22 protein-coding genes and 2 pseudogenes are annotated in these 24615 nt (G+C 53.7%); 14 read left to right on the top strand and 10 right to left on the bottom strand.

The window, feature by feature from the left end:
* Nucleotides 1–55: 55 nt before the first annotated feature.
* Nucleotides 56–1004 (bottom strand): annotated as a pseudogene (locus J8X26_RS11980) (IS3 family transposase).
* 60 nt (nt 1005–1064) lie between these two features.
* Here J8X26_RS11980 and J8X26_RS27645 point away from each other — a divergent pair.
* Nucleotides 1065–1196 (top strand): annotated as a pseudogene (locus J8X26_RS27645) (peptidase); the annotation flags it as partial.
* Between the two features lie 44 nt (nt 1197–1240).
* Here J8X26_RS27645 and J8X26_RS11975 read toward each other — a convergent pair.
* Nucleotides 1241–1909: a hypothetical protein gene (locus J8X26_RS11975; protein WP_208950983.1), complete on the bottom strand. Its 669-nt coding sequence runs from the start codon at nt 1907–1909 to the stop codon at nt 1241–1243.
* 187 nt (nt 1910–2096) lie between these two features.
* On the opposite strand from J8X26_RS11975, the gene J8X26_RS11970 reads away from it, so the two are divergent.
* The gene (locus tag J8X26_RS11970; RefSeq protein ID WP_208950982.1) at nt 2097–3008 is read left to right on the top strand and encodes an alpha/beta hydrolase; all 912 of its coding nucleotides are present in this window, start codon (nt 2097–2099) and stop codon (nt 3006–3008) included.
* Nucleotides 3009–3104: 96 nt separating this feature from the next.
* Here J8X26_RS11970 and malG read toward each other — a convergent pair whose 3' ends face one another.
* The 3 genes from malG to malE form a co-directional block, all read right to left on the bottom strand.
* Nucleotides 3105–3995, bottom strand: a complete 891-nt coding sequence (gene malG / locus J8X26_RS11965; protein WP_208950981.1) for a maltose ABC transporter permease MalG — start codon at nt 3993–3995, stop codon at nt 3105–3107.
* Between the two features lie 13 nt (nt 3996–4008).
* Entirely contained in the window at nt 4009–5553 is a 1545-nt protein-coding gene (gene malF / locus J8X26_RS11960) for a maltose ABC transporter permease MalF (RefSeq protein WP_208950980.1), read from the bottom strand.
* 70 nt (nt 5554–5623) lie between these two features.
* A complete protein-coding gene (gene malE / locus J8X26_RS11955; RefSeq protein WP_165061442.1) occupies nt 5624–6823 on the bottom strand; it encodes a maltose/maltodextrin ABC transporter substrate-binding protein MalE in 1200 nt (399 codons plus the stop codon).
* Between the two features lie 376 nt (nt 6824–7199).
* On the opposite strand from malE, the gene malK reads away from it, so the two are divergent.
* The 8 genes from malK (at nt 7200) to gdhA (ending at nt 15195) form a co-directional block, all read left to right on the top strand.
* The gene (gene malK / locus J8X26_RS11950; protein WP_120133221.1) at nt 7200–8309 is read left to right on the top strand and encodes a maltose/maltodextrin ABC transporter ATP-binding protein MalK; all 1110 of its coding nucleotides are present in this window, start codon (nt 7200–7202) and stop codon (nt 8307–8309) included.
* 26 nt (nt 8310–8335) lie between these two features.
* Nucleotides 8336–9634: a maltoporin gene (locus J8X26_RS11945; RefSeq protein WP_165061444.1), complete on the top strand. Its 1299-nt coding sequence runs from the start codon at nt 8336–8338 to the stop codon at nt 9632–9634.
* A gap of 226 nt (nt 9635–9860) precedes the next feature.
* Nucleotides 9861–10757, top strand: coding sequence for a maltose operon protein MalM (malM, locus tag J8X26_RS11940; protein ID WP_208950979.1), 897 nt, complete (start codon nt 9861–9863; stop codon nt 10755–10757).
* Between the two features lie 223 nt (nt 10758–10980).
* Nucleotides 10981–11820: an AraC family transcriptional regulator gene (locus tag J8X26_RS11935; protein ID WP_208950978.1), complete on the top strand. Its 840-nt coding sequence runs from the start codon at nt 10981–10983 to the stop codon at nt 11818–11820.
* Nucleotides 11821–11871: 51 nt separating this feature from the next.
* Nucleotides 11872–12309 carry a DUF2000 domain-containing protein gene (locus tag J8X26_RS11930; protein WP_208950977.1) on the top strand — a complete coding sequence of 146 codons (438 nt, stop codon included), beginning with the start codon at nt 11872–11874 and terminating at the stop codon, nt 12307–12309.
* Nucleotides 12310–12377: 68 nt separating this feature from the next.
* A complete protein-coding gene (locus J8X26_RS11925; protein WP_208950976.1) occupies nt 12378–13076 on the top strand; it encodes a phosphatase PAP2 family protein in 699 nt (232 codons plus the stop codon).
* 175 nt (nt 13077–13251) lie between these two features.
* A complete protein-coding gene (locus tag J8X26_RS11920; protein ID WP_152327266.1) occupies nt 13252–13737 on the top strand; it encodes a methylated-DNA--[protein]-cysteine S-methyltransferase in 486 nt (161 codons plus the stop codon).
* A 114-nt stretch (nt 13738–13851) separates the two neighbouring features.
* The gene (gdhA, locus tag J8X26_RS11915) at nt 13852–15195 is read left to right on the top strand and encodes an NADP-specific glutamate dehydrogenase (protein ID WP_208950975.1); all 1344 of its coding nucleotides are present in this window, start codon (nt 13852–13854) and stop codon (nt 15193–15195) included.
* Between the two features lie 70 nt (nt 15196–15265).
* Here the strand turns inward: gdhA and J8X26_RS11910 are convergent, their stop codons facing one another.
* Nucleotides 15266–17536 carry a TonB-dependent siderophore receptor gene (locus tag J8X26_RS11910; protein ID WP_208950974.1) on the bottom strand — a complete coding sequence of 757 codons (2271 nt, stop codon included), beginning with the start codon at nt 17534–17536 and terminating at the stop codon, nt 15266–15268.
* Nucleotides 17537–17769: 233 nt separating this feature from the next.
* On the opposite strand from J8X26_RS11910, the gene fes reads away from it, so the two are divergent.
* A complete protein-coding gene (fes, locus tag J8X26_RS11905; RefSeq protein ID WP_374101279.1) occupies nt 17770–19101 on the top strand; it encodes an enterochelin esterase in 1332 nt (443 codons plus the stop codon).
* Here the strand turns inward: fes and J8X26_RS11900 are convergent.
* The 4 genes from J8X26_RS11900 to fepB are packed head-to-tail and all read right to left on the bottom strand — an operon-like array spanning nt 19090 to nt 22935.
* Nucleotides 19090–19893, bottom strand: a complete 804-nt coding sequence (locus tag J8X26_RS11900) for an ATP-binding cassette domain-containing protein (protein WP_208950973.1) — start codon at nt 19891–19893, stop codon at nt 19090–19092. The genes fes and J8X26_RS11900 overlap by 12 nt on opposite strands.
* Nucleotides 19890–20918, bottom strand: coding sequence for an iron-enterobactin ABC transporter permease (fepG, locus tag J8X26_RS11895; RefSeq protein ID WP_152327262.1), 1029 nt, complete (start codon nt 20916–20918; stop codon nt 19890–19892). Before fepG ends, J8X26_RS11900 begins: the two co-directional genes overlap by 4 nt.
* Nucleotides 20919–20920: 2 nt before the next feature.
* Nucleotides 20921–21955, bottom strand: coding sequence for a Fe(3+)-siderophore ABC transporter permease (gene fepD, locus J8X26_RS11890; RefSeq protein ID WP_244370523.1), 1035 nt, complete (start codon nt 21953–21955; stop codon nt 20921–20923).
* An 11-nt stretch (nt 21956–21966) separates the two neighbouring features.
* On the bottom strand, nt 21967–22935 hold the full coding sequence (gene fepB, locus J8X26_RS11885; RefSeq protein ID WP_208950984.1) for a Fe2+-enterobactin ABC transporter substrate-binding protein: 969 nt from the start codon (nt 22933–22935) through the stop codon (nt 21967–21969).
* A 277-nt stretch (nt 22936–23212) separates the two neighbouring features.
* On the opposite strand from fepB, the gene tssD reads away from it, so the two are divergent.
* Genes tssD through J8X26_RS11870 form a run of 3 tightly spaced genes read left to right on the top strand, consistent with a single transcriptional unit; the run spans nt 23213 to nt 24601 of the window.
* Complete coding sequence (tssD, locus tag J8X26_RS11880) at nt 23213–23704, top strand: type VI secretion system tube protein TssD (protein ID WP_208950971.1); 492 nt, start codon at nt 23213–23215, stop codon at nt 23702–23704.
* Between the two features lies 1 nt (nt 23705).
* Nucleotides 23706–24086, top strand: coding sequence for a tlde1 domain-containing protein (locus J8X26_RS11875; protein ID WP_208950970.1), 381 nt, complete (start codon nt 23706–23708; stop codon nt 24084–24086).
* The gene (locus tag J8X26_RS11870) at nt 24083–24601 is read left to right on the top strand and encodes a hypothetical protein (protein WP_208950969.1); all 519 of its coding nucleotides are present in this window, start codon (nt 24083–24085) and stop codon (nt 24599–24601) included. Before J8X26_RS11875 ends, J8X26_RS11870 begins: the two co-directional genes overlap by 4 nt.
* The last annotated feature ends 14 nt before the right edge of the window (nt 24602–24615 follow it).

The following is a 24615-nucleotide window of genomic DNA, read 5'->3' as shown; positions in this document are numbered from 1 at the left end:
CGCTACAGGATCGAGAATGTGGTGATCTGATCCTGATTACGGCAAAAAGTTCGATTTATTCAACAAAGCCGCATTCATCGCGAAAGCGTCCGTTAAAACTCTCAATGAATCCGTTCTGTGTCGGCTTGCCGGGCTGGATAAGTCGCAGCTCCACGCCATGCTCAAAGGCCCATTGATCGAGCGCGCGGCAGGTAAATTCCGGGCCCTGATCAGTTCTTATCGTCGCCGGATAGCCGCGAAACAGCGCAATACTGTCCAGAATACGCGGCCTGAAATCCCGAAGGCAACGGTTACAGTCAGGCACTCCTTCGTGAAGTCATCCACGCAGGTCAGGCACTTGATCCTCCGACCGGTCGCCAGCGCATCCATGACGAAATCCATCGACCAGGTTAGATTGGGTGCCGCCGGGCGGAGCAGCGGCAGACGTTCTGTTGCCAGCCCTTTACGTCGTCGTCTACGTTTTACCCCCAGGCCACTGAGATGATAAAGCCGGTACACGCGCTTGTGATTGACATGAAGCCCTTCGCGGCGCAGCAGCTGCCAGATGCGGCGGTAGCCAAAACGTCTGCGCTCCAGTGCCAGTTCGGTGATGCGTCCGGATAAGTTCGCATCTGACGCCGGACGCTGCGCTTCGTAGCGGCAGGTCGACAGGGACAAACCTGTCAGCCTGCAGGCACGACGTTGCGACAGACCGGTCGCATGACACATCAGTACCACGGCTTCCCGCTTCTGGTCTGTCGTCAGTACTTTCGCCCCAGAGCCACCTGAAGCGCCTCCTTATCCAGCATGGCTTCGGCCAGCAGCTTTTTGAGTCTGGCGTTCTCTTCTTCAAGCGACTTCAGGCGCTTAACCTCGGGCACCTCCATACCGCCATACTTCTTACGCCATGTGTAAAGCGTGGCATCGGAAATGGCGTGCTTGCGGCAGAGTTCACGGGCGGATACCCCGGCTTCAGCCTCGCGGAGAATACTGATGATCTGTTGGTCGGAAAAACGCTTCTTCATGGGGATGTCCTCATGTGGCTTATGAAGACATTACTAACATCGGGGTGTACTAATCAACGGGGAGCAGGTCAAATCTTACTGCCAATGGCCTCCGCGATGGATATTCCATCGGTTCCAGCAGAACTGTTCTCAAAATTCCAAATCAGCTTCTATTCAGAACCTGTTGATGCAGTTTATAAAGCTTTAGGATGAGCTAGCATAAAAGCAGACTACATAAAGTAATTCCACAGCCTCGCTTAAATTTTCGAGGCTTCGGATTTAATTTCGAGTGCTAACTCAGTCAGTGCGATCATCCGGTCATATCGCATTATTAGTTGGTAGAAAAATATTGAGATGAAGGTTAGCCCTATATACCCGTAAGCGATAGCGGTTACCCAATTATAAGCACCTGGGATTTTGATTAATGTTGATATGGTAGCCACGACGCCAGGAAGAATACCGAACTTATCAATAGGTCCGATCATAAGTGTCATTCGTTTTTCCAGACATGTTCTTTCATGCTTGACCTCTAAAATTCCTAGTCGCAATTCTTCATTTTTCAATTTAGTGAGGTATGGGAGATATTTCCCATCTATAAAAAACTCAGATTTTATATTGAGATCAACTGAATCACGAAAAGGCAGAGCAAATGACCTCTTTATTTTTGCTCGGTGTGAGTAGATTTTATATGCATTCATGACAGGAAGAGTGATATAAGCTAGTAGAAGTAGAACTATACTTGATAATTTAATCCAATCATTTTTAGTTATATGATAGATAAAAGCAAGTGTTACAGAAATGGCAACTAACACAATACACAAAAGCAGGATAAATACGTCAGAGTCATGTTTTTCTTTTTTTACTCTCTTTCTTTTTTCTTCAATCTCAATTAATTTTAATATATTAAGGTATTTAGTGCTCATCATTATATCCTTATGTTTTTTAAAATAACCGAGATATTCTATCTTATTTGATTTATTTTTGCACAATCATCGATATATATAATTTATTTTCAGATTGGGGTTGATCATTAGTTATAGTAGCTTCAAGATATTTCCTCTTTCCGATAGCCGCATTACAATCCTAAATTCCCCCCACACTCAGGAAGCCCCCATGCCTCTGGAACCCGAAATCGCCTCCCTCGTTAGTGATTTTATCGCCGCAGGTCGTCCGTCATCACGCAGTCAGACTTATGAGGCACGTCGTGCCGGGTATATTGATAGCACGGTTTTAGCAGGGGACATTGAGCAGCGCGTAAATGTTGAAGATGTGGTTATCGATGGCATTTCATTGCGCGTTGTGTCGCCTTCAAATGCGGATGAAATACTGCCTGCGGTGATCTATTTTCATGGCGGCTGTTTTGTGAGTGGCGGTTTTGCGACGCATGATAATCAGTTGCGTCAGCTAGCCTTTTTCAGCGGCTGTCGGGTGATTGCGGTTCAATACCGTTTGGCACCTAAGCATGTTTATCCGGCAGCGCACGATGATGCAGAACGTGCTGCAAATCTGATCCGGGAACATGCCGGGAGGCTGGGTGTTGATCGCCGCCGCCTTGCCTTTGCGGGAGACAGCGCGGGCGCACATATTGCCCTTATAACAGCGCTTCGTCTGCGCGATGCGGGGCAGTGGTTGCCTCAGCAATTGGTTCTGATTTACCCGATGATTGACGCCACTGCGTCATCTGCCAGCCATCAGCGTAATGGTTTTGATTACGTCCTCACCAGCGACACGTTGCTCAGCGGTTTTGAAGCTTATTATCCTGACACGGATTTTATGCATCCCGAAGTCAGCCCGCTATGGCGTGATGATTTCTCCGGGCTGCCGCCGGTGCATATCATTACAGCCGAATACGATCCGTTATGCGATGAAGGTGAAATGTTGTTTACCCGACTGACGGAACAGGGCGTCAGCTGCACAGCGCAGCGTTATCCGGGCGTTATCCACGGTTTTTTCCAGCTTGGCGGAATCAGCCAGACGGCGCGAAATGCCATGCGCGATATCGCAGCCCGCCTCAGCACTCTGTAAGCCATGAATTTTCAGACAAAAAAAAAGCGGCCTGTCAGGCCGCTGAAGACACAGGGAATCAAACAAATGGAACAAGCGCATTAGATTTTAAAACAGTTAACCTTTCACCCCGCCTGCCGTCAGGCCGCCGACCAGCCAGCGTTGGGCTATCAGGAACACTGCCGTAATCGGGATGGCAGACAGAATTGCGGCAGCCGCGAAGTCGCCCCACAAGTAGTTTTGGGGGTTGAGATACTGCTGCATACCCACCGCCAGGGTGTAGCTGTTCACGTCGCGCAGTAACAGCGATGCTACCGGCACTTCGGTAATCGCTGCGATGAATGACAGAATAAAGACCACTGCCAGAATCGGCACCGACAGCGGCAGCAGCACCAGGCGGAAGGCCTGCCACGGAGTGGCACCGTCGAGTGAGGCGGCTTCTTCCAGCGAGCCGTCGATGGTTTCGAAATACCCTTTGATGGTCCAGACGTGCAATGCGATGCCGCCCATATACGCGAAGATCACGCCGCCGTGGGTGTTCAGCCCGAGGAACGGCACGTACATGCCGAGGCGGTCGAAGATGGCGTATAACGCCACCAGAGAAAGGACCGCCGGGAACATCTGGAAGATCAGCATTCCTTTAAGCAGCGAGCTTTTACCGCGGAATTTCATACGGGCAAAGGCGTAGGCGCAGGTAGTGGAAAGCGCCACGATCCCCACGGCGGTGATCCCGGCGATCTTGATCGAGTTCCACAACCACAACATGACCGGGAAGGGTGGCGGCGTAATGCTGCCGTCACCGTTGGTCACTGCAATTCCTAGCGCCAGTTTCCAGTGATCCCATGAGACCTGATCGGGGATCAGGCTGCCGGTGGCGAAGTTACCCGGCCGCAGCGAGATGGCGAACACCATCAGCAGCGGGAACAGGATCAGCGCCAGAAAGCACAGCAGCAAAAGATGCGTCACCAGTAATCTGACTTTTTGCGACTTAGGTTTAACCATTGGCATTTTCTGTTTCTCCTCAGTCGAATTTCATGCGTGAAGCTTTCAGGTTCACGATAGCCAGCGCGCCCACCAGCAGGAAGATCAGCGTGGCAATCGCCGCCGCCAGCCCGAAGTCCTGCCCACCGCCGCCTTCGAAAGCGATGCGGTAGGTATAACTGACCAGCAAATCGGTATGACCGGCCGGTGTGGTGGTACCGAGCATGTCCGGGCCGCCGTTGGTCAGCAGCTGGATCAGCACGAAGTTATTAAAGTTAAAGGCAAAACTGGCGATCATCAGCGGCGTCAGCGGCTTGATTAACAGCGGCAGCGTGATGCGGAAAAAATTCTGCATCGGCGTGGCACCGTCCATTGCCGACGCCTCATAAAGGTCGTCAGGAATGGCTTTCAGCAGACCCATGCACAGGATCATCATGTACGGATAACCGAGCCAGGTGTTGACGATAATGATCATGCTTTTGGCGGTCCACGGATCGCTGAACCACGCCGGTTTGATGCCAAACAGGGCGCTCAGCATCAGGTTGATTTCCCCGAAGCTCTGGTTGAATAACCCTTTGAAAATCAGTATCGAAATAAAAGCCGGAACCGCATAGGGCAGGATCAGCAGGATTCGGTACGCTGCTTTGCCTTTCAGCTCTTCCCACTGCACGACGCAGGCCAGCACCATGCCGACGGCGACGGTCAGCACCACGGTCAGCAGCGCGAAAACAATCGTCCAGACGAAAATAGACAGGAAGGGTTTTTGGATCCCTTCGTCATGCAGTACACGCAGGAAATTTCCCCAGCCGATCCCGACGGTAAAACCGGGGCTGAGTTGTTCGGCCTGCCATTCACCCTGCGAATTCACTGCCTGATAGAAACCGGTTTTCATGTTCGGGCGATAAATCGTGCCAGTCTGTACGTTGGTCAGCTGCTTATGGTCTTCGCCCAGCTTGTACAGCGGCTGCGTGCCGGAGAACTGGCGCAGGGAACTCATGCGCAGCGTTTCGCCGTCGGGTAAGTGAGCCGAAAGCTGGCCCAGCGCCGCCCGGTTTTGAGTTACTACGCGCAGCCCGGCTTTTTCAGCAGAAGGGGCAGTTTGCGGAAGCATCTCCAGCGTTTGTGGCGCAGAAGCGTTAAAGGCGAAAGGTGGCGAAACCAGCGTTTCGCTGTCATCGGCCGACGTCAGCGCCAGCTGCCATTTATCACCTGCCGGATAGAGGGCAAAGTTCAGCGCTTTTCCGCCCTGAAACTCACGTCCCATCAGAACGGACTGCGCACGTTCGAACGTCAGTTGGTTGGTGCTGCTGTAGTTGGTGAAAGCGATCGCGATGGTACAAATCAGCGGGAACAGGACAAACAGCCCCATTCCTGCAAGTCCAGGGTAAACGTAGCGCCATGAATACGCGTGACGGTTACCGTAAATGTATAAGCCGAGGCTGGACAGTATCAGCGTCAGAACGGCAAAAAGGGTTTCACCCTGCGCATACATCAGCACGATCAGATAACCGGTAAAGCAGGCGAGCAGGCTGATCACCAGCCATTTTAACGCAGTGCTGAACGGCCGTTTTTTTCGAGCATTCATAGGGAAATCCTTTTATTCACGGTGCGGAACCCGTGAGTCCCGCACCGTTCATTGAGCTAATGCTTCGGCATTACTTGGTAATGCGTGTTTCGACGTCTTTCAGGGCTTGAGGAACAGTCTGACGGCCATTTACTGCGTTGATGATGGCGCTGCGTTCTGCGTACCAGAAGGCGCTCATCTGCGGAATGTTTGGCATGATTTCGCCATTCTTGGAGTTAGCCATGGTAGCGGCGATGCGCGGATCTTTTTCCAGCTGTTCCTGATACGTTTTCAGCGCCACGGCGCCCAGTGGTTTGTCTTTGTTGACCAGAGCCAGACCGTCGTCGGTGATCAGATAGTTTTCCAGGAACTCTTTCGCGAGTTCTTTGTTCGGGCTGGCGGCGTTGATCCCGGCAGTCAGTACACCGACGAACGGTTTAGACGGTTTGCCGTGGAAGCTCGGCAGCAGCGTCACGCCGTAGTTGATTTTACTCTTGTCGAGGTTTGACCATGCCCACGGGCCGTCGATAGTCATCGCGGTCTGGCCTTTGTTGAACGCGGCTTCGGCAATGGAATAGTCGGTGTCGGCGTTGATGTGTTTGTTTTTCACCAGATCGATGATGAATTGCAGGCCAGCCTGAGAACCTGCGTTATTTACGCCGGTGTCTTTGATGTTGTATTTGCCGTTTTCATACTTGAACGCGTAACCCCCGTCAGCGGCAATGATTGGCCAGGTGAAATACGGTTCCTGCAAGTTCCACATGATGGCGCTCTTGCCTTTGGCGCGCAGTTCTTTGTCCAGCGCCGGGATTTCTTCCCAGGTTTTTGGCGCTTCTTTAATGATGTCTTTGTTGTAAATCAGCGACAGCGCTTCGACCGCAACCGGGTAGCCGATCAGCTTGCCGTTAAAGGTCACGGCGTCCCAGGTGAACGGGAACAGTTTGTCTTTGAAGGCCTGATCCGGGCTGATTTCAGCCAGCAGGCCGGATTGTGCGTAACCGCCAAAACGGTCGTGCGCCCAGAAGATAATGTCAGGGCCGTCGCCGGTGGCTGCCACTTGCGGATATTTTTCTTCCAGTTTGTCCGGATGTTCTACCGTGACTTTAATGCCGGTGTCTTTCTCAAACTTCTTACCGACTTCCGCCAGACCGTTATAGCCCTTGTCACCGTTGATCCAGATGACCAGCTTTCCTTCTTCTATTTTGGCAAACGCGGAAGATGACAGCACCAGGGTAGCCAGCGCCGAAAGTGCCAGTGTATTTTTCATGATCTTCTTAATGCTGAGGCTCATAATCCAGTCCTTTTATTCCTGTTAGGAGTCGGTTTTCTTCCCGTCTTAGACGGAAAAGGCAAGGTACGACGCCAGTGTGGATTTAACCCGTCAGGGCTTCATCATCCCCCCCTCTACGCCCCCGTCCCTCAGAATGTGATCCCGCCGACACTCTCAGGCGTTATGTGGCTTATCACTCAAAAAAATGGTTCGTTTTTTGCCATTCAGATCACGAATTTGATTTTTGACGTGAACTTTCATCCGGTTGCATGAATAGGTCATCCTCCCTGCTCCTCCCCCATGAAAAAATTTGTTACGGATGATTACGCTTAACCGCTAATCCTTCACTCTTCGTTGCATTGAGATTTCCCGCTGGCAGCAAGTACAGGAGTTCAGGATGGCGAGCGTTTCCCTTAACAGCGTGTACAAAGCCTTTGGCGAAACCGTGATTTCCAGCGACATCAATCTGGAAATCGAAGAGGGCGAATTTGTAGTGTTTGTCGGGCCATCGGGCTGCGGCAAATCGACGTTGCTGCGCATGATTGCCGGCCTGGAAGACATCACTTCAGGTGAGTTAAAGATTGGTGATAAACGTATGAACGAAGTGCCACCTGCGGAACGTGGGATCGGCATGGTGTTCCAGTCTTATGCGTTGTATCCGCATTTGTCCGTCGCTGAAAACATGTCTTTCGGCCTGAAACTGGCGGGCGCGAAAAAAGCTGAAATCAACCAGCGGGTGAATCAGGTCTCCGAAGTATTGCAGCTGGCGCATCTGCTCGACCGTCGCCCGAAAGCGCTTTCCGGTGGACAACGTCAGCGCGTGGCGATTGGCCGTACGCTGGTCGCTGAACCGACGGTATTCCTGCTCGATGAGCCGCTTTCCAACCTCGATGCCGCGCTGCGTGTGCAGATGCGTATCGAGATTTCCCGTCTTCATAAACGCCTGAAACGCACCATGATTTACGTGACGCACGATCAGGTCGAGGCGATGACGCTGGCCGATAAAATCGTGGTGCTCGACGCCGGACATATCGCGCAGGTCGGTAAGCCGCTCGAACTCTATCACTATCCCGCCAACCGTTTTGTCGCCGGTTTTATCGGCTCTCCGAAAATGAATTTCCTGCCGGTGAAAGTCACCGGCGCTGAACCTGCACGCGTGCAGGTCGAGTTGCCAAACCGTCAGCAGGTCTGGTTGCCTGTCGAAGGCACCGACGTGAAAGTCGGCAGCAACCTTTCACTGGGTATCCGTCCTGAACATCTTCTGCCAAGCGACGTCGCGGAAGTGACGCTTTCCGGTGAAGTCCAGGTCGTCGAGCAACTGGGTAATGAAACACAGATCCACATCCAAATTCCGGCAATTCGTCAGAACCTGGTTTACCGCCAGAACGACGTGGTGCTGGTAGAAGAAGGTGCAACATTCGCCATCGGGTTGCCACCACACCGCTGCCATCTGTTCCGCGAGGACGGAACTGCATGTCGCCGGTTACATCCCGAATCTGGTGTTTGAAAGCACGCGATCCCCTACAGGAGAAAATGATGATTACAATGCGTAGTTCTTCCCTGGCGCTGGCAGTGGCTGCCGGAATCCTTTCTACACAAGCAATGGCAGTAGATTTTACCGGTTATGCCCGTTCGGGCATTGGCTGGACGGGCAGCGGCGGAGAACAGCAATGTTTCAAAGCGACAGGCGCTGACAGTAAATACCGTCTGGGTAACGAGTGTGAAACCTATGCGGAGTTAAAACTCGGTCAGGAAGTGTGGAAAGAAGGGGATAAGAGCTTCTACTTCGACACCAACGTAGCGTATTCCGTATCACAGCAGAACGACTGGGAGTCAACCGATCCGGCTTTCCGCGAAGCAAACGTGAAGGGTAAGAACCTGATCGAATGGCTGCCGGGCTCCACCATCTGGGCCGGTAAGCGTTTCTACCAACGTCATGACGTTCACATGATCGACTTCTACTACTGGGATATTTCAGGTCCTGGTGCCGGTCTGGAAGATGTGGATCTGGGCTTTGGTAAATTGTCTCTGGCAGCGACCCGTAACACCGAAAGCGGCGGTTCCTACGGGTATATCGCCGACCAGCGTAACGAAGTGCCAACGTCTAACGACGTGTTCGACGTTCGTCTGGCAGGCCTGCAAACTAACCCGGGCGGCGTGCTGGAGTTAGGCGTGGATTACGGTCGTGCCAATGCGCGTGACGGGTATTCCTTCGCAGACAATGCGACCAAAGACGGTTTCCTGGTAACTGCGGAACACACGCAAAGCATCTACAACGGCTATAACAAATTCGTACTGCAATACGCCTCTGACTCCATGACCGATCCGGGTCAGGGCGCGGCAAACGGCCACTCCAACGGTGCCGCTATCGATAACAACGGCAGCATGATCCGCGTTCTCGACCACGGTGCCATCGACTTCAACGATACCTGGAGCCTGATGTACGTGGCGATGTATCAGGACGTTGACCGCGATAACAATAACGGGACAACCTGGTATACCGTCGGTGTCCGTCCGATGTACAAATGGACCCCGATCATGAGCACCTTGCTGGAAGTCGGTTACGACAATGTGAAATCGCAGCGTACCGGCGATCGCAACGGCCAGTACAAAGTCACCCTGGCGCAGCAATGGCAGGCTGGCGACAGCATCTGGTCACGTCCGGCCATCCGCGTGTTTGCAACCTACGCAAACTGGGATGAAAAATGGGGCTATGACACTGACAGCGGCGCAAACAATGGCTTAGCGATGAACGACACCAGCACAAGAACCTTCAGCCGTGGTAATGACGATGAAGTGACATTTGGTGCCCAGATGGAAATCTGGTGGTAATTCTCTTTGTCCTTTGAGCCGCAGGTGCGTTAGCTGCCCTCACTCACCCCGGTCACATACTTGTGTATGCTCCCGGGGATGAGTTCAGTTGCCGCCTTCCTGCAACTCAAATGACGTCGAGAATCTTTGCCAGTTTTCAAAAGTACAAGCAGTAAAGAAGATGTGCTGGCTGGCAGTTGTCCGCTGATGACCGCCAGCCTTCATGGTGATTTCAAAGGAAACAATAATGAAAAAGAATCTGCTGTCACTGTGTCTGTCGCTGAGCCTGCTGGCTGCTGCACCTGCGGTCGTGAATGCTGCGCAGAATGATGCGAATACCGCTCCGGCGATTTCCAGCCAGACCTTACGCAACCTTTCATGGACGCCGCTGGTTCCGCCAGTGACGCAGGATGTGACGCTTGGAACCTCAAGCGCACAGATTAATCAGGGGCAAATTCAGGGTGCCGTCGGGGCATTTGCATTGCCTGCCGACCGGGGTTCACTTGAAATTACGCTGACCAGTATCGCGACCGGTAAAACCGTGTATGCGCCAAATGTTCTGGTGCTGGATGAGCAGATGCGTCCGGCAGCTTTTTATCCTTCCAGCTATTTCCCGTATCAGAAACCAGGCATCGTCTCCAGCGACCGTCTGGAAGGCACGCTGAAACTGACGCCTGCACTGGGCCAGAAACAAATTTATCTGCTGGTTTACACCACCCGTCAGGATCTGGCTGAAACTACGCAGATGGTGAACCCGGCGAAAGCCTTCGCCGCTGGCGTAGGTAACGCCGTACCGGATATCCCGGATCCGATTGCCCGTCACACCCCAACCGGTACGCTGAGCCTGAAAGTCACCGCTGAACAGAAAACCGGTAACGTGATGATTGGTCAGTTCCTCCCGTCATCCGCACCGGCGGCCGCTGCGCCAGTGGTGGTCGGCAGCACACAAGCTCCGGCACCTGCGGCTGCTCCGGCAAAACCCACTGAGCCGATGCTCAGCGATTCAGAAACCTACTTTAACGACGCGATTAAGAAAGCAGTGAAAGCCGGAGACGTTGATAAAGCCCTGAAACTGCTCGATGAAGCCGAACGTCTGGGTTCGAAAACTGCCCGTAAAACCTTTATCGAAAGCGTGAAACACTAAGTTTTCTTAGCTCCTCCTCCTGCGAAGGGGGAGGTTGGGAGTGAGGTTTAAGGGCTAACACTTTGTTTAAAGACATTTTAAATTCTTGATTTTGAACTTAATACTCTACCCCAACCCTCTCCTTCGCAGGGGAGGGAGCACACCGTGCCATACCACACTATCCTCATTTCTTTTTCTCCCTTCTATTTGTTACCCTGTTGTTAATTCATTCGGCGGGGGATCTATGGCGTCTGCAAACTGGGTCGATTTATCGAAAGATAAAGACAGCGGGATCGAGACGATCCACGCCCATTTCGAAGGCCATGCGTACGATCCTCACTGGCACGACAGCTATTTAGTCGGCGTTACCCAATACGGATTACAGCAATTCAGCTGCCGTCGTCAGAAACATCAGAGCCTGCCGGGTAAAGTGTTTATGCTCGAGCCGGGCGAAATTCACGACGGCGATGCGGTGCAGCCCGGTGGTTTTACGTACCACATGTTGTATCTCGACCCGCAATGGCTGGGCCGCGAACTGGCAGCACGACGCGATTCCCTTTCTTCTGCAGGTGACCCGAGTTTCGAAAATACCTTAGCGGAGGATCCGCAACTGGCACAGGCGACGTCACTGGCGTTTCAGGCGCTGCATTGCAAAGACTTGCGTATCGTCCGCCAGACTGCGCTCGACGGATTGCTCAGTGCGCTGGGCGGGCATCTCACCTGGCAGCCACCGCGTCCGGAGGGCGAAGCGCCGTGGTCACGTGTGGCGCATCAGGCGCGGGAATATCTGCACGCGCATTTGCACGAGGATATCGGCCTTGAGCAACTGGCGGCGGCGACCGGTGAAAGCCGTTTTGTGGTCAGCCGTGCGTTTAAAGCCGAATTCGGATTGCCGCCGCATGCGTATCTTATTCAGCTGAAACTCACCCGTGCGCGGGAGGGGCTGGCGCTCGGACACACGCCGGCCACCGTCGCAGCAGATTTAGGGTTTGCCGATCAGAGCCATCTCGGGCGCTGGTTCCGCCGTGCTTATCAGCTCACGCCAGCACATTACCGGCGTCTGTGCACAAATCTTCCAGATTGAGAAAAAGTGACAGGTTAAGCTCAGATTTCAACTGAAACGGAGCCTGTCATAATGAATACGCCTGCCACTATTTTACCTTTGCCGCCAGAGCGCTGCGTGATTGTCATCAACCAGCAACTCACCGCCGGACATGCCGCTAATGCCGTCGCTGTACTGGCGCTGACGCTCGGACAACGCCATCCGGCGCTGGTGGGCGCGCCGCTGATTGATGCCGATAACCGTGAACATCCGGGGCTGATCCCGATCGGTATCAGCGTGTTAGTGGCCGATGCGGAGCAACTGACGCAACTGCATCAGCATCTGCTTAATGACGATGATATGGACGGCATTATTTTCCCAGTCGAAGGTCAGCAGACCACTGACTATGCGGCGTTTCGTGAAGCGGTCGCCATCGTGCCAACCGGTGATTTAGTGCTGCTGGGGATCGCGCTGGCGGGGAAAAAGAAAGTCGTCAGAAAGCTGACCGGAAAACTCGGCCTGCTGGGCTGAATTTGTCATTTAACCGTCATATTCCTTCTCTATTCTCCTGATATTCAAAAAATATCAGGAGTTTCACCGTGCGTAAGTCACTTGTCGCTTTACTGCTTTTCACTCTGGGTTCGACGTTTGTTGTTCAGGCTGCTGACGAAGCAAAGCCGTTCATCACTTCTGAACAGCTTGATCTGACGAAGTATTTGCCTGCGCCACCGGCTGATGATTCCGCTCAGACCAAAGCCGAGCTGAAAGAATTACTGGAAATTCAGGCGACCCGTACGCCGGAACAGGAAAAAGCGGCGATTGCCGATGCAGAAGAAAACGTCTGGCGTTATGCCGATGTGATGGGCCCTGATTTTACAGCCGAAAAACTGCCGAAAACCGCCGCGCTGTTTGACCGCGTCGTCGCGACGGAAGACGTGGTGGACGATCACGCCAAGAAAGCGTTTAACCGCCCGCGCCCGTATATGCTGGATGAGCAGATTCATCCGCTGCTTAAAAAATCCAAATCCGGTTCATGGCCGTCCGGGCACTCCACTATTGGTTACCTGATGGCGACCGTGCTGGGCGAAATGGTGCCGGAAAAACGTAATGCGCTGTTCACCCGCGCCGCCGGTTATGCCGAAAATCGCCTGGTGGCAGGTTTCCACTACCGTTCTGATACCGTGATGAGCCGTACCGGTGCCGCGCTGATTGCGCAGAGAATTTCTGAAGAGCCTGAATTCAAAGCTGAATTTGACGCCGCAAAAGCCGAGCTGCGCGAACAAATGGGCCTGAAATAACCGCATTTCTCTCCGGCAATATCCCTACCCCTGAAGCGTTACATTCAACAATGTAACGCTTTCATTTTTCGAAGATTCTCTGGAAGACATCCCGCAAATCCCTGTTTTGCCTCTTGGTCTGTTTCGCGGCTTTCCGGTAAAGTGGACAGCGTATAACAGGCTGAGGAAAGCACAAATGGAATACAGATTTAAGCGGGTAGAATCACCGGTCGGATTACTCACACTGGCGGCAAAAGGCGACAAGCTGACAGCTATCTTGTGGGAATGCGAAATCGATGGCCGGGTGAAACTGGGCGAAATGATGGAAGACCCGACGTTTCCCATTTTGCTGAAAACCGAACAACAGCTGAATGAATATTTTGCCGGTAAACGCACGCGCTTTGAGCTGGATCTTGATTTCACCGGCACCGAGTTTCAGAAAGAAGTCTGGGCGGCGCTGCTGGAAATTCCCTTTGGTGAAACGCGTAGCTACAGCGATATCGCCCGACGTATTGGCCGCCCGAAAGCCGTTCGTGCTGTGGGTGCCGCCAATGGCCGCAACCCGATTTCCATTGTCGCGCCGTGCCATCGCGTGATTGGTGCGTCCGGAAAACTCACCGGTTTTGCGGGTGGTCTGGATAACAAAGCATTATTACTTAAGCTGGAAGGCCGTAAATCCTAGGGTTTTTATCGGGTAAATAAATCACTTGATGTCCGCTTGTCAGTCGATGCATAGTCAAAAAATAAGCAGCAAATAACAAAGACAACATCACTTACGAAACGGAGTTTTACCCTCATGGATCAAATTCATTCCCTCGAACAGTTCTTATCCTCAGTTCAGCAACGCGACCCGCATCAGGTCGAGTTTTCTCAGGCCGTTCGTGAAGTCATGACCACGCTCTGGCCGTTCCTCGAACAAAATCCTCAATACCGGCGTTCTTCTTTATTAGAACGTCTGGTGGAACCGGAGCGCGTGATTCAGTTCCGCATTGCGTGGGTTGATGACAAAAATCAGGTACAGGTAAATCGCGGCTGGCGCGTGCAGTTCAGCTCGGCCATCGGCCCGTATAAAGGTGGCATGCGTTTCCACCCGTCGGTCAATTTATCAATTCTGAAATTCCTCGGTTTTGAACAGACGTTTAAAAATGCGCTGACCACGCTGCCAATGGGCGGCGGGAAAGGCGGCAGTGATTTCAATCCGAAAGGTAAAAGCGAAGGCGAAATCATGCGCTTCTGTCAGGCGCTGATGCTGGAACTTTATCGCCATCTGGGCCCGGACACTGACGTACCGGCGGGCGATATCGGCGTCGGTGGGCGTGAAGTCGGTTATATGGCGGGGATGATGAAAAAACTCTCCAACAACACTGCGAGCGTGTTCACCGGTAAAGGCCTGTCGTTTGGCGGCAGTCTGATCCGCCCGGAAGCCACCGGTTATGGCCTGATTTATTTCACCGAATCCATGCTTAAACGTCACGGTCTGGATTTTGAAGGCATGCGCGTGGCGGTGTCCGGCTCGGGTAACGTGGCGCAATATGCAATTGAAAAAGCCATGTCGCTGGGCGCGCGCGTGATTACGGCGTCAGATTCAAACGGCATCGTGGTCGATGAAGCCGGTTTCACGCCGGAAAAACTGGCGCTGCTGGCGGAAATTAAAGCCAGCCGTGACGGACGTGTCGCTGACTATGCGAAAAAACTGGGACTGAAATACCTGGAAGGCCAGCAGCCGTGGAATGTGCCGGTAGACATCGCGCTGCCGTGCGCTACCCAAAATGAGCTGGGCGTGGAAGCGGCCCGGGTGCTGATCGGCAACGGCGTAAAAGCCGTGGCGGAAGGCGCAAATATGCCGACGACCATTGAAGCCACTGACCTGTTCGTTGAAGCGGGCGTGTTGTTCGCGCCGGGTAAAGCGGCCAATGCTGGTGGCGTGGCGACGTCCGGGCTGGAGATGGCACAAAACGCCGCGCGTCTGAGCTGGAAAGCTGAAGAAGTGGACGCACGCTTACGTCACATCATGCTCGATATTCATCATTCATGCGTGGAGTATGGCGGTGAAGGCAAGCAGACGCAGTATGTGCGCGGCGCCAATATCGCCGGTTTCGTGAAAGTCGCGGATGCCATGCAGGCGCAGGGCGTGCTGTAACCTGAAAGTCCGTTGCAGAAACAATATAGCCACCTTTGCAGGTGGCTTTTTTACAGGTCAGAGGCTGAGCTTAGAAGTGCGTGTTCAGGCTCATGTAGAAAGTCCGGCCCGGTTCGTTGTAGGTTGCTGCACCCGCGCCGTACATATAGGCGTTAGTGGTGGCGTTACCCACGGTCTGGGCATTACCCGCGCGGAACTGACGCTTGTCGAACACGTTATCAATACCGGCGGTTATGCTGACATTTTTAGTCGCAACGTAGGTGCCGCTCAGGCCGACCACTGAATACGGGCTGACTTCATTCTTCTCACTTCCGGTTACGGCTTCACCTTTGTAGTTGTATTTTTTCGGCTTCTGACGGCCATACCAGGTCAGGGTGGACTGCACGGAGAAATCTTCCGTTGCCTGCCAGCTCAGCGTGGAGTTGATCGTAAATTCAGGGATGATCGACAGATAATCGCCGGTCTCTTTGTTTTTACTTTCAATCATGTAAGTCCCGTTGTTATTCCAGGAAATGGTACTGGTGACCGGAATATTCAACGTCCCTTCCAGACCCTGAACGACGGCTTTAGGAACGTTTTGCCATTTATAAACGTCGGTGGTGCCCGTCGTTGATGTGCCGGTTGGCAGATAACCCGCCTCGATTTTGTTGCGGTAATCGTTACGGAAGTACGTCACGCCTGCCTGATAGCCGTTGCGGTGGAACTCAAGACCGATCTCTTTGTTGATGCTGGTTTCTGCATCGAGATCTTTATTCCCTACCAGATAACAGCCACCGCCGCTGGCGGCACAACCCTGGCCTTTACTGTAAAGCACGTAGTTCGGGTTGGTCTGATACAGGCTTGGCGCTTTGTAGGCACGCGCGATCCCCATTTTCAGCGTGAAGTCATCGCCCAGTTCCTGAGACAGGTTCAGGGAAGGACTCCAGTTATTGCCGACAATAGAATGATGATCGAAACGAAGGCCCGGAACCAGCATCGTGCTGTCGGTCAGTTCGATGTTATCTTCCGCAAACAGCGAGAAGATTTCCGCCTGCGAATACGGGCTGCGACCGGTGCTGTCGATACCGTCAATGGCTCCGCCGAGCATAGACTGAACGTTGGAAGACGGGTCTTTCATCTTTTGCTGGTTCCATTCAGTGCCCAACGTGGCGGTTTGCGGCACGCCTAAATCAAACGGAATGCTGACTTCGCTGTGCGCAAGAATGTCGCCCAGCGCGATGGTGTTGAAGCTGTCGTCAGAGAAGATCCCCTCCGTGCCGCCCGCCAGACCTTCATCCATGCGTGAGTTACGGGTTTTTTCGTACTGCACATAGTTGGTGGTGGAAACGCCGTTGTCCCATGCGCCTTTGTACGTCAGGGCGTAGGACTGGCGGTAAATACGGTTGGTCTCTTTGCCGTACATACTTTTAACCAGCGCACTGGTATTGGTGTTTTGCGTGTCACCGGCGTACAGGTTGCCCTGACGGCTGTTGGACACCTCAAACTCAAGTGACTGCATGCGGGCGAAATCCCAGTGCAGCATGGCGTCGATATTTTTATTGATGACGCCTTCGCGACCGGCCGGAACGGTGTCGGCATAGGTGCCGGTGCGTTCGGACTGATGGCCGTCGTTGATATACTGCGAATCAGCCTGTGTTTTGCTGTAGCCGCCAAACAGACGGAAACTGAACTGGTCGCTGAGCGGGCCGGACAGGCTGAAATCGGTGCGTTTCGTTGAACCTTCTTCTTTATGCTGTGGCGCGTTCATGTAGGTATTCCATGAGCCGTGCCATTCGCTGGTGTCTTTTTTGGTGATGATATTCACCACGCCGCCCGCCGCACCGTTGCCATAACGCGCGGCCGCCGGGCCGCGGATCACTTCGATGCGATCAATCATATCTGGCGGAACCCAGCTGGTATCGCCGCGGGTATCACGCTCGCCGCGCCAGCCCTGACGCACGGAGTTACGGCTGTTCACCGGTAAACCGTCGATCAGGATCAGGGTGTTTTCCGGGCCCATGCCGCGGATATCAATCTGGCGGTTGTTCCCGCGCTGTCCGCTGGTGGAGTTACCGGTCAGGTTTACGCCGGGCATGGTGCGGATCAGTTCGTTGATGTCGCGTGCCGGTGGGCGTTTTTGGATTTCATCAGACGTAATGGTGGAAACACCCGGAGCCTGAAGATTTTGCTGTGCAGCGGTGACGACCAGCGTGTCTTCGGTTTTTTTCGGCGTTTCAGCGGCCGTAGTCCCGGTTTCTGTTGCGGTTGTTGCGGAGGTTTCTGCTGCGCTGACGGGGAAAGTAAGCGCTGATCCCAGCCCGATTAAGGTTGCCAGCGAATAGTGTGGTAGCCTGCTTTTCATGTCGGATTCTGCCCTGAAATTCCATCCTTTCCTGAAAAATAGCGAGATTGAACAGGAGGATGGCCTGTTGTGTGTGTAGTTTTTGTTGACCCGCGTTACGGGCGGTAACACACTATTGCAAATAAAAACAATTATCAATTAGATTCCCATTCCTAATTTGTAGGGAAAGTGTAAAGCGCCATACCGGGAATGTTTTTTCTTGTCTGCCAGAAGGCTGTAAAGCGTAAAAAATGATGAAATATCAGCATCCGCAAAAACCTGCGGCTCAGGCCATGTTGTTGGAACCTCTGGCTGGAAGTGCCGCGTGGTGGAATGAAATTGCTGCGCGGGGAACGCCGTGGACGGAACCTTCGCGCGAAGGTTTTTATCGTGTGACGTTCTTCTGGCGGGATCCGCAGGGCAACGAAACGACGTCGGAGACCCAGCGTGTCTGGATCAACATCAACGGCATCACCGATCACCATCAGTCGTCGCCGCCGCAGAGTTTGCAGCGGCTGGCCGGAACGGATGTCTGGCACTGGCAGACCGAATTGCGTGCGGACTGGCGCGGAAGCTACAGCCTGATCCCACGTACCGAATCCGGCGCTGAATTTCCGCAAAATAACGATGATTATCAGAGCATGCTTGCCGCGCGTGAATGGTGGAAAAACCTCTTCCGCCACGCGACGCACGATCCGCTGAATCCGCATCGCCCGTGGCCCGGTGCAAAATCCCATGCGTTGTCCGGCCTGCATATGCCGGAAGCGTTGCCACAGCCCGCCTGGGAAAAGTTTGATCTTGATGGCCCGAAAGCGCCGCAAGCTCCGGCGGCGTTACAAACATTCCGCTGGAAAAGTGCGCGTCTGGGGAATATGCGAAACGTCTGGGTGTTTACCACCGGCGAAAGCCAGGAGCCTGCCTTGCGCCCGCTGGCGATCCTGCTCGACGGCCAGTTTTGGGCGAAACAGATGCCCGTCTGGCAGCCACTGACGCAGCTCACGCGCGAAGGGGCGCTGCCCGACGCGGTGTATGTGCTGATCGATGTTATTGATATTCAAACCCGCAGCCGCGAGCTGACCTGCAATCCGGAGTTCTGGCTGGCGGTGCAGGACGAGTTATTGCCGCAGGTGAAAAAACGGGCCGCGCACAGCGATAACGCGCAAAAAACGGTGGTCGCGGGGCAGAGTTTTGGTGGCCTTTCGTCGCTGTATGCCGGTTTGCACTGGCCTGAACGTTTCGGGTGCGTGCTGAGTCAGTCGGGGTCTTTCTGGTGGCCGCGCCGCCATCGTCAGCAAGCCCGTGATGATCAGCAAGAAGCGGAAAGCATCCTGTCGCAGGTTGAAAAAGGGCTGGGGGAACGCAGCCATTTGAAAATCTTTATGGAAGCCGGCAGAAACGAAAAGCTGATTTATGACGTGAATAATCAGATGGAGGCGCTGCTCAAACCGACCCCCAATCAGGTGCGTTACCGGGTGCTGGAAGGCGGGCACGACGCGCTGTGGTGGCGCGGCGGTTTGCTCGACGGCCTGTGCAGTCTGTGGGATGAGACGCGGTGGGCCGCCGGAGATCCTCCGTCAAACGGCTAAATTGCCGAGCGGAATAATTAACGGCGTATGTGACACCGGGCAGTCGATGATTGAGCAACGCAATCCGAAAACCTGCTCAATCAGTTCCGGCGTCACGATATCGGCAGGCGCGCCTTCTGCGAGGATTTTTCCGTCGCGCATGGCGATAAGATGCCCGGCGTAGCGGCAGGCCTGATTCAGATCGTGCAGCACGACGACCAGCGTCCGGCCATTTTCCTGATTCAGGCGACACATCAATTCCATCAAATCAATCTGATGAGCGATATCCAGCCAGGTCGTCGGCTCGTCCAAAAGCAATAGCGGCGTTTGCTGCGCCAGCACCATGGCAATCCACACCCGCTGCCGCTGCCCGCCGGACAGTGAATTTACTGTGCTTTCCGCCAGTTCATAAACTCCGGTTGCCCGCATCGCGTCATCGACTGCCTGCGTGTCCAGCGCATTCCAGCGGCTGAACAGATTCTGGTGCGGATAGCGCCCGCGACCGACCAGATCGGCCACCGTGATATCACCCGGCGCGGTCGAACTTTGCGGTAATAAGCCCAGCCTTTTTGCCACGTCTTTCGTGCCGTAATCGCCAATCAGTTTTCCGTCGAGAAAAACCGTGCCGGACTGCGGCTGCATCAGGCGGCTCAGCGTACGTAATAACGTCGATTTTCCGCAGGCGTTAGGCCCGATAATCACCGTTAGTTTTCCTTCCGGGATCGACACCGATAAATCCCGCGCAATGACTTTTTTGTCGTAACCGAGCGTCAGGTTCTGCGCATACAGCGGTGAAAAATATTCAGTCTTCATGAGCGGCGGGACTCCCGGATGAGCAAACCAATCAGATAAATACCGCCGAGACTGACGGTGAGCACGCCGACGGGCAGTTGATAAGGGAGGAAGAGACGTTGCGCCGCGACGTCTGCGGCGAGCAGCAGCAGTGCGCCGGTCAGCGCGGCAAAAAATAACGCGTGCTGCTGGCTGGCGCACAGGCGTCGGGAAATCTGTGGTGCCACCAGCGCGATAAAGGAAATGGGTCCGGCCAGCGCCGTCGCGGCGGCGGTTAATGCCACACCCGCCAGCATCAGCAGCAGGCGTGAACGTTCCACCGGGACACCCAGCGCGCACGCGGTATCGTCACCCATTTCCAGCAAACGCATTCGCGAGGAAAGCAGCCGGGCGAGGAACAGAGCCAAGACAATCAGGGCGATCACCGGCAGGCTTTTTTCCCATGTAATTCCGTTGAGCGAACCCGCATGCCATAACCCGGCGGTGAGCGCAGACTCAAGCGAGGCGTTGATAATCAGCCAGGTATTGCCCGCAATCAGCAGTGCACGCACACCGATACCGACGATAATCAGGCGGAAGGTTTCGACGCCCTGACGCCATGCCAGCGCATAAACCAGCAGCGCACTGACGATGCCTCCGGCCATGGCGCCGATCATGGTTTCAGCCTCGCTGGCGTTGAATAGCACGATGGCCAGCAGAACGCCGCTGTAGGCGCCGGTGTTAAAACCGATGACGTCCGGGCTGCCCAGCGGATTTCGCAGCAGCGACTGGAAAATCGCGCCGCTGACGCCCAGTGCCGCGCCGGTGATCAGTGCCATCACCACGCGCGGCAGACGCCACTGAGTCACAATAATATGCAGATTTTTTGGGCCATCGCCCAGAAGGGCGCTGACAACCTGAGCCGGTTTCAGCGCCAGCGTGCCGCTGCCCAGCGCAAATATCGCCAGTAAGAGTGTGCATAAAGCTAACCCCAGCGCTGTCAGAAATGGCCGCGAAATTAGCGTGTTTTTTTTCAGCGTGCGGGATTCAGATAATATCTGGCTCATGGCTAACCTCTGCGCAATCCGCCGGGGCGGCGAACCAGAAAAATAAGCACCGGCGCGCCGATAAAGGCGACGACGACTGAAACCCGCAACTCACCGGCGACCAGTAGCCGTCCGGCGATATCTGCCGCAAGCAACAGCGTCGGCGTGAGGATCAGCGTCCACGGCAACAGCCAGCGGGGATCCGCACGGCAAATCCAGCGCGCCATATGCGGCACCATCAGCCCCACAAATGCGACAGGGCCGACGGCTGCTGTCGCGCTACCGCATAACAGCGTGATGGCCAGTAATCCCAGCAGCTGGGTCGTGATGATTTTAGTGCCCAGCGCGGTCGCCAGTTCACTGCCCATTGTCAGATTATTCAGGGAACGGGTCATCAGCAAGCTGAGGAAAATGGCGAAAAGGATCGGCGGTGTGACGGTGCGGATCACCGCCATGTTGCGGATATCCAGCGAACCGGCCTGCCAGAAGCGAAGCTGATCGTAAACCTGCGGATTCAGCAGGGAAATCCCCGACGAGAATCCTTCCAGAACGGCCGCCAGCGCAACGCCTGCCAGTGTGAGACGAACAGGGTCAAGCCTTCCGCGCCCGAGTGCACCAATCATGGCGACCAGCAACGTCGCTGATAAAGCTCCGGCAAACGAGAACCACAGATAACCGCTGACATCGGTGACACCAAAGAAGGCAATTCCGAGAACGACCGCAAACCCGGCACCGGCGTTAACGCCAAGAATACCGGGGTCGGCCAGCGGATTGCGGGTCAGGATTTGCATCAGCGCGCCTGATAATCCGAGCGCCATTCCCGCCAGTAAACCTGCCAGCGTTCTCGGCAGCCGGGCGTCGGTCACGATCACGCAGTCAGCACCGGTGCAGTGCCCGTTGAGTGCTGAAATCACGGTGCTGAAAGAAAGGGATTTCCCGCCCAGCAACAGACTCAGCGCCATCATCAGAACAAGCAGCAGCACGGCAAACAGTATTCCGGTGACCTGTCGCGGAAATTGCCCCGGCGATGAAACGCGAGGCGCAGGAGTTGCGTGCATACGACGAGGCATCAGCGGGCGGTGAACAGGGTTTCAAGCTGCGTCAGCATATTGCTGGCGCTGTAATAATCCAGCCTGAAAGTATCATCGCCCATCGCATAAACGCGCTTACCTTCTACTGCGGGTAATTTCGCGAGGAACGGATTGGTCAGCAGACGCTCAGCGTCGGTTTGACTGGCAGAGAACAGCAGCAGGGTCTGACCGTTTAGCGCGTCAGGCATTTTCTCGCCGGAAAGCTGAATGATGTCATGACGTTTGCCCTGACTCAGGCTGGCGGCAATGTTCAAAGGCACCAAGGCTAATTTAAACCCTAACTCTTGCAGCAACTGTCCCTGCGGTGAGGCGGGGGTCCAGAGATTTGCTGTTTTGCCATCGGCGCTGTAAACCAGCGCAGAAACAGGCTGCGGTGGCAGTTTTATGTCTTTTTTTAATGCAGCTTCGCGGGCCTCAAACCGGGCAATAACGGCAGCAGCATCGGCTTCCTTGCCGGTTGCCTGACCTAATTCCTTGGCCAGATCCTGCCAGCTTTTGTCGTCATAATTAACCACCATGACCGGCGCAATCGCGGAGAGCTGATCATAAAGCTTCAGGGCGGAATCACCGCCGGTGGCCGCAATAATAATTAAGTCCGGAGCCTGACCGGCAATGGCTTCGGCATTCGGTTCGCCGATGTACAGACGTTCAACTCCGCGCTGTTTCGCGATATCTCCCCACTGGCGGAAGAAGCCCTGCTGATCGGCAAATCGGCTGTTTGGCCCGGAAGCCCCGCTGGCAATTACGGGCGCGTTGATGGCCAGCAATGTCCCTGTGACCGTCACGCTGGTGGACACAATTCGCTGCGGAGGTTGCTGCAATGTGAGGATGCCATGAGAAGTTTTTATCTCGCGAGGCCAGCCTTCCGCAAAGGCGTGAGTGGTGAAAATCAGTGATAAAAACAGCCCGGCAATCCCTGCAAAAATGCGAAAACCAGCGCTAGTCATTGGATCCATTCCCTAATCTTTAATGTTAATGGTTCTCATTATTATATTTGAGCGAGGCCGGGTCAATCGCGGGAGGGGAGAATGAGGGTAAAGGTCTGGTTAAGAAGGGAGTTATGGTTTCTCGCTTAGCTTCTTTGAATCTGATTTTTGTTCCTATGCAAGATGCTTAATTCGCTAACAAACATCTGAAAATTTCAATTTTTTGAACTTGCATGCTGATGAACATTTCAGCAGGCGTATGTTTGCACAACTCAATAACTCACAGCAGGTGTTAAGAATGGCTATACCCATTTATTTATGGCTCAAAGATGATGGTGGTGCTGTGATTCGTGGTGGCGTAGACGTCAGGGGGCGGGAAGGGAGTATTGAAGTAACGGAAATTCAGCATAATGTTGTGTTACCGACGGATCGCCAAACAGGAAAAATAACCGGTACACGAATTCATACTAGTTATTATTTTGAGAAGGAAATTGACGATTCCAGCCCGTATTTATATAAGGCATTAACCACCGGGCTGCGATTGAAAAATGCCGAATTCAAGTTCTATTCGATTAACGATTCCGGTCAGGAAGTCGAATATTTTAATACGCTTTTAGAAGGTGTGCGCGTGACTTCCATTATGCCAGTAATGTTGGATATCAAAGCCCCTCTCTTTGAAAAAAAAGGCCATATGGAGTGTGTAGAATTCGTATATGAAAGAATAACGTGGCGGTACGTTGACGGTAATATCATTCACTCTGATTCGTGGAATGAAAGGAAAGGAGCTTAAGATGGCATGGGAATATGACCGCGCAAGCAGAACGTTAACGCATAACGGCACGGTGAAAACGACCGGTTATTCTGGCAAGGGGCGCTACAAAAATCATCCTGAAACGGAAGCTATACACGCCCCGCATGGAAGTCCTGATGCCGCTCCACTTCCCTCCGGCAGTTACACCATCTCGGCGCCGTTTAATTCACATGTCACCGGCGCTTATGCTATGCGCCTGAATCCAAATAGTTCGAATTCCATGTTCGGGCGGGGTGACTTTGAAATGCACGGAGATAGTCGTCAACATCCGGGCGAGGCATCGGAAGGCTGTGTTGTGATCGCGCCATCCGTCCGTCGAGAAATCTGGGCAAGTGGTGATCGTACGTTGAAGGTTAAATGATGAGGAAAATAACGCTAACGTTAATTGCCAGTCTTTTGCCACAGATTGGATATTGCCAGACGTCGTCGGATAGTCTGCATGAACGAGTCATATTTGCTATTGCTCATAATGACGCTGCCGCCTTAACGAGTCGTGACTATGAGGAGATTCAGAATAAAATTACACGCGGAGATACCGAATACATATCTCTTTATCCTGAATTAACTCAGGAACCGTTTTTAGGTGCCGCTGCATTTCAGGAAGGCATCGATACAGCATTGGCGCTGGCGCTGACAGTTAATACGCCAGCAACTTTAAAGCAGGTTACGCCGCATAATATTAACTTTGTCTGTGGAATGCCATTTATAGAACCCACGGAAAAAATGATTGAGCGCTATTACACCAGCGCACACGCGCAGTTAGCAGGAACAGGAAAGAGCGGAGCAGCGTGTCTCGATATTCTCGAAGGTCAGATGAAAGATATCAAAGCAGCGGATAAAGCTGGAAAAATGGAATGGGGAGAAGATGAGTACTGATCACTCTCACTGTA

Origin of the sequence: Rahnella sp. ChDrAdgB13 (assembly GCF_017655185.1) — a bacterium.
Classification (GTDB): Bacteria; Pseudomonadota; Gammaproteobacteria; order Enterobacterales; family Enterobacteriaceae; genus Rahnella; species Rahnella contaminans.
The sequence above is the reverse complement of the archived record's forward strand: the minus strand, read 5'-3'. Positions and strand labels throughout refer to the sequence as shown.

Excerpts from the sequence above, each read along its gene's own strand:
- J8X26_RS11870 (WP_208950969.1), top strand. The coding sequence starts at position 24,083 with ATGATGAGGAAAATAACGCTAACGTTAATTGCCAGTCTTTTGCCACAG.
- J8X26_RS11930 (WP_208950977.1), top strand. The coding sequence starts at position 11,872 with ATGAATACGCCTGCCACTATTTTACCTTTGCCGCCAGAGCGCTGCGTG.
- tssD (WP_208950971.1), top strand. The coding sequence starts at position 23,213 with ATGGCTATACCCATTTATTTATGGCTCAAAGATGATGGTGGTGCTGTG.
- fepD (WP_244370523.1), bottom strand. The coding sequence starts at position 21,955 with ATGCACGCAACTCCTGCGCCTCGCGTTTCATCGCCGGGGCAATTTCCG.
- fepB (WP_208950984.1), bottom strand. The coding sequence starts at position 22,935 with ATGACTAGCGCTGGTTTTCGCATTTTTGCAGGGATTGCCGGGCTGTTT.
- J8X26_RS11970 (WP_208950982.1), top strand. The coding sequence starts at position 2,097 with ATGCCTCTGGAACCCGAAATCGCCTCCCTCGTTAGTGATTTTATCGCC.
- J8X26_RS11920 (WP_152327266.1), top strand. The coding sequence starts at position 13,252 with ATGGAATACAGATTTAAGCGGGTAGAATCACCGGTCGGATTACTCACA.
- malF (WP_208950980.1), bottom strand. The coding sequence starts at position 5,553 with ATGAATGCTCGAAAAAAACGGCCGTTCAGCACTGCGTTAAAATGGCTG.
- J8X26_RS11975 (WP_208950983.1), bottom strand. The coding sequence starts at position 1,909 with ATGATGAGCACTAAATACCTTAATATATTAAAATTAATTGAGATTGAA.
- fepG (WP_152327262.1), bottom strand. The coding sequence starts at position 20,918 with ATGAGCCAGATATTATCTGAATCCCGCACGCTGAAAAAAAACACGCTA.
- fes (WP_374101279.1), top strand. The coding sequence starts at position 17,770 with ATGAAATATCAGCATCCGCAAAAACCTGCGGCTCAGGCCATGTTGTTG.
- malM (WP_208950979.1), top strand. The coding sequence starts at position 9,861 with ATGAAAAAGAATCTGCTGTCACTGTGTCTGTCGCTGAGCCTGCTGGCT.
- gdhA (WP_208950975.1), top strand. The coding sequence starts at position 13,852 with ATGGATCAAATTCATTCCCTCGAACAGTTCTTATCCTCAGTTCAGCAA.
- J8X26_RS11900 (WP_208950973.1), bottom strand. The coding sequence starts at position 19,893 with ATGAAGACTGAATATTTTTCACCGCTGTATGCGCAGAACCTGACGCTC.
- malG (WP_208950981.1), bottom strand. The coding sequence starts at position 3,995 with ATGCCAATGGTTAAACCTAAGTCGCAAAAAGTCAGATTACTGGTGACG.
- malK (WP_120133221.1), top strand. The coding sequence starts at position 7,200 with ATGGCGAGCGTTTCCCTTAACAGCGTGTACAAAGCCTTTGGCGAAACC.
- J8X26_RS11945 (WP_165061444.1), top strand. The coding sequence starts at position 8,336 with ATGATGATTACAATGCGTAGTTCTTCCCTGGCGCTGGCAGTGGCTGCC.
- J8X26_RS11875 (WP_208950970.1), top strand. The coding sequence starts at position 23,706 with ATGGCATGGGAATATGACCGCGCAAGCAGAACGTTAACGCATAACGGC.
- malE (WP_165061442.1), bottom strand. The coding sequence starts at position 6,823 with ATGAGCCTCAGCATTAAGAAGATCATGAAAAATACACTGGCACTTTCG.
- J8X26_RS11910 (WP_208950974.1), bottom strand. The coding sequence starts at position 17,536 with ATGAAAAGCAGGCTACCACACTATTCGCTGGCAACCTTAATCGGGCTG.
- J8X26_RS11935 (WP_208950978.1), top strand. The coding sequence starts at position 10,981 with ATGGCGTCTGCAAACTGGGTCGATTTATCGAAAGATAAAGACAGCGGG.